Annotated in this window: 1 protein-coding gene; it reads left to right on the top strand. The window is 72.8% G+C overall.

Annotated elements, in window-relative coordinates:
• Window positions 1-22: 22 nt before the first annotated feature.
• A partial coding sequence (locus tag IF11_RS0135005; protein WP_037729362.1) for a type I polyketide synthase occupies window positions 23-4,816 on the top strand: 4,794 nt, incomplete at its 3' end.

Genomic DNA, 4,816 nt, shown 5'->3' with positions numbered 1-4,816 from the left:
CGCGAGAGTGATGGAGCAGACGATGAACGCCCCCACCGAGAAAGCCCCCAACGCCAACGTCGTGGAAGCACTCCGCGCCGCGATGAAGGAGGCGGAGCGGCTGCGACGGCAGAACAGAATGTTCGTCGCCGCGGCCAAGGAACCCATCGCCATCGTGGGAATGAGCTGCCGGTTCCCCGGCGAGGCGCACTCCCCGGAAGGACTCTGGGACCTCGTCGCCTCCGGCACCGACGCCATCTCCGGATTCCCCGCCGACCGCGGCTGGGACCTGGACGCGCTGCGCGACAGCACCACCGACGAGCGCGACACCTCCGTCAGCCAGCAGGGCGGATTCCTCAGCACCGTCGCCGACTTCGACCCGGGCTTCTTCGGGATCTCGCCCCGCGAGGCCGTCACCATGGACCCCCAGCAGCGGCTGCTGCTGGAGACCACCTGGGAGGCCATCGAGCGGTCCGGGATCGATGCCACCCGGCTGCGCGGGACCCGTACCGGCGCGTTCATCGGCACCAACGGCCAGGACTACGCCTACCTCCTGGTCAGGTCGCTGGACGACGCGACCGGCGACGTCGGCACCGGCATCGCCGCCAGCGCCGTGTCCGGCCGGCTCTCCTACACGCTCGGGCTCGAAGGCCCGGCCATCACCGTCGACACCGCCTGCTCGTCCTCCCTGGTCGCCCTCCACCTCGCCGTGCAGTCGCTGCGCAACGGCGAATGCGGACTGGCGCTCGCCGGCGGCGTCAATGTGATGTCCACGCCCGGCTCGCTCATCGAGTTCAGCCGGCAGGGCGGGCTCGCCAGGGACGGCCGCTGCAAGGCGTTCTCCGAGTCGGCCGACGGCACCGGCTGGTCCGAGGGCGCGGGCGTCCTCATGCTGGAGCGCCTCTCGGACGCGCAGCGCAACGGACACCCGGTGCTCGCCGTGATCCGGGGCTCCGCCGTCAACCAGGACGGTGCCTCCAACGGATTCACCGCGCCCAACGGCCCCTCGCAGCAGCGGGTGATCCGGCAGGCGCTCGCCAACGCCGGTCTCACCCCGGCCGAGGTGGACGCCGTGGAGGCGCACGGTACGGGCACCCCGCTGGGCGACCCCATCGAGGCGCAGAGCCTGCTCGCGAGCTACGGCCAGGACCGGGAGCGCCCGCTGCTCCTCGGCTCGGTCAAGTCCAACATCGGTCACACTCAGGCCGCTTCGGGTGTCGCGGGCGTCATCAAGATGGTCATGGCGATGCGGCACGGCGTGGTGCCGAAGACGCTGCACGCCGACGAGCCGTCGTCGCATGTCGACTGGTCGGCGGGCAAGGTCGAACTTGTCACCGAGGCGCGCGCCTGGCCGGACGCGGGCCGTCCGCGCCGTACGGGTGTCTCCTCGTTCGGGGTCAGCGGCACCAACGCGCACGTGATCATCGAGCAGGCCCCTGGCGCCGAGGAGACCCCCGCCCAGAAGGACGGGACCGGCCCCGCCCGCCGCGCGACCGCGCTGCCGTGGGTCATCTCGGGGCGTACCGCCGAGGCGCTGCGTGACCAGGCCGCCGCGCTGCTGAGCAGGCTGGAGGCCGAGCCCGGTACGGGCGCGCTGGACACCGCGCTGTCCCTCGCGACGTCCAGGGCGAGCCTGGAACACCGCCTCACCGTCGTCGCGGACGAGGACGGCGGGGCGGGACGCGCGGCGCTGGAGGCGTGGCTCACGAACGGCGCGGCGGCCGGCGCGGTCGAGGGCACGGTCGCGGGACGCACGAAGAGCGCGGTGCTGTTCTCCGGCCAGGGCAGCCAGCGGCTCGGGATGGGCCGCGAACTGTACGAGAGCTTCCCGGTCTTCGCCGAGGCGCTGGACACCGTAGTGCCGCTGCTGGACGCCGGGCTCGATCGGCCCCTCCGCGAGGTCATCTGGGGTGACGACGCCGAGCTCCTGAACGACACCGGCTTCACCCAGCCCGCGCTGTTCGCGATCGAGGTGGCGCTGTTCCGGTTGGTCGAGTCGTGGGGTGTGGTCCCGGACTTCGTCGCCGGTCATTCGATCGGTGAGATCGCGGCGGCACATGTGGCGGGGGTGTTCTCGCTGGAGGACGCCTGCACGCTCGTGGTCGCGCGGGCGCGGCTGATGCGGGCGCTGCCCCCGGGCGGCGCGATGGTCGCCGTCCAGGCCACCGAGGACGAGGTCCTTCCGCTGCTCTCCGGCGAGGTGTCCATCGCCGCCGTCAACGGACCCACCTCTCTGGTGATCTCCGGTGACGAGGACGCCGCCCTCAAGGCCGCCGCACGCCTGGGGGAGCAGGGCCGCAAGACGAGCAGGCTCCGGGTCTCGCACGCCTTCCACTCGCCGCTGATGGACCCGATGCTGGACGAGTTCCGCGCCGTCGCTCAGGGCCTGGCCTACGCGGAGCCGGTCATCCCCGTCGTGTCGAATCTGACGGGCGCTCTGGCGTCGGACGGGGAGCTGTGCTCGGCCGAGTACTGGGTACGGCATGTCCGCGAGGCCGTCCGGTTCGGCGACGGCGTACGGACGCTCGGCGAGCAGGGCGTGACCGCCTTCCTGGAGCTGGGCCCGGACGGTGTGCTGTCGGCCATGGCCCAGGAGTCCGTACCGGCCGGTGCCGTGACCGTACCGGTGCTCCGCAAGGACCGCCCCGAGGAGACCTCGGCCGTCACCGCGCTCGCTCAACTGCATGTCCATGGCGTGCGCGTGGAATGGCCGGCGTTCTTCGCGGGTACCGGCGCCCGGCTGGTGGATCTGCCGACATACGCGTTCCAGCACGAGCGGTTCTGGCCGAAGACGACCTTCCGGCCGGCCGACGCGACCGGTCTCGGACTGGCCTCCGCGAACCACCCGCTGCTGGGCGCCGCCATGTCCGTGGCGGGCTCCGACGAACTCCTGCTGACCGGCACCCTCTCGCTGGCCACCCACCCGTGGCTGGCCGATCATGTCGTCAGCGGAATGGTCTTCTTCCCCGGCACCGGATTCCTCGAACTGGCCATCAGGGCCGCCGACCAGGCAGGCTGCGACCGCGTCGAGGAACTGATGCTCGCCGCCCCGCTCATCCTGCCCCGCACCGGCGCCGTCCAGGTGCAGATCTCGGTCGGCGGCGCGGACGACGAGGGCCGCCGCGAGCTGCGCTTCTACACCCGCCCCGCCGACGCGCCCGACGACGAGTGGACCCTGCACGCCTCCGGCCGGATCGGCAGCGGCGAGCGGATCCTCGGCTTCGACGGGTCCGTATGGCCGCCCAAGGGCGCGACCGTGGTGGACATCGAGGGGCTGTACGACCGCTACGCGGGCAACGGACTCGACTACGGCCCGGTCTTCCGCGGCCTGCGCGCGGTCTGGCGCCGGGGCGAGGAGATCTTCGCCGAGGTCGCCCTCGACCGCGGTGTCACCGACGCGAACGACTTCGGCGTGCACCCGGCGCTGCTCGACTCCGTCCTGCACAGCACCGTGTTCGCCAGCGCGGACGGCGACGACCGCAGCCTGCTGCCCTTCGCCTGGAACGGGGTCTCCCTGCACGCCTCCGGGGCGTCGACCCTGCGCGTCCGGATCACCAGCAACGGCCAGGACTCCGTCCAGCTGGCCGCCGTCGACGTCCAGGGCGAACCGGTCATCTCGGTGGACTCGCTGCTGCTGCGGGCGGCGGGCCCCCAGGCGGCCGATAGCGGACGCCGGGACGAACTGAACTCGCTCTTCCGCGTCGACTGGGTGCCCGGCACCCCGGAGAAGGTCTCCGAGGACACCGAATGGGTGGTGCTCGGCACGGACGGACTGGGCCTGACGGCCGCCCTCGCCTCGACCGGCGCCGTCGAACTCGGCGCCCCGGCGCGCACCCTCGCCGAACTGACGGCCCGCGACGACGCGGCCGTGCCGGGGATCGTGGTCGTACCGCTGAGCGGCGACAGCGCGCGCGGCGCCGAGTCGGCACACGAACTCGCCCACTACGCACTGACGTTGGTCCAGGAGTGGCTGGCCGAGGAGCGGTTCGCGGACTCGCGCCTCGTGTTCGTCACGCGGGGCGCGGTCGAGGACGGCGCCACGGACGTCACCGATGTCGCCGCCGCGCCCGTCTGGGGCCTGGTGCGCTCGGCGCAGGCCGAGAACCCCGGCCGGTTCCTGCTGGTGGACGCCGATGACACCGCCGACTCGGCGGCCGTACTCCCCGCGCTGCCGGGGCTGGTGGCCGCCGACGAGCCGCAGGCCGTGGTCCGCGCGGGCGCGCTGCGCGTCGGCCGGCTCGCCCGGCTGGAGTCGGGTACGGGACTGGTGCCGCCGGCCGGCGTGCCCTGGCGGCTGGGCAGCCGGGCCAAGGGCAGCCTCGACGGACTGACCCTCGCCCCGTTCCCCGAGGTCCTCGAACCGCTGACCGGCCGCGACGTACGGATCGAGGTCCGCGCGGCCGGAGTGAACTTCCGCGATGTCCTCAACGCCCTGGGCATGTACCCCGGCGACGCGGGGCTGTTCGGCTCCGAGGCGGCCGGTGTCGTGGTCGGGACCGGGCCCGACGTGACCGATCTGCGGGTCGGCGACCGGGTCATGGGCATGCTCTTCGGCGGCTTCGGCACCCATGTGGTGGGCCACGAGCACATGATGACCCCCGTACCGGACAACTGGTCGTGGGAGACGGCGGCCTCGATGCCGCTCGTCTTCCTGACCGCTTACCACGCCCTCGTGGAGCTGGGCGGGCTGCGGCAGGGCGAGAAGGTACTGATCCACGCCGGTGCGGGCGGTGTCGGTATGGCGGCGATCCAGGTGGCGAACCATCTGGGCGCCGAGGTCTTCGCGACCGCGAGCGAGGGCAAGTGGGATGTGCTGCGCTCGCTGGGCGTGGCCGAG

The organism is Streptomyces scopuliridis RB72, assembly GCF_000718095.1.
Classification (GTDB): Bacteria; Actinomycetota; Actinomycetes; order Streptomycetales; family Streptomycetaceae; genus Streptomyces; species Streptomyces scopuliridis.
This window is presented reverse-complemented; position numbering and strand designations above follow the sequence as displayed.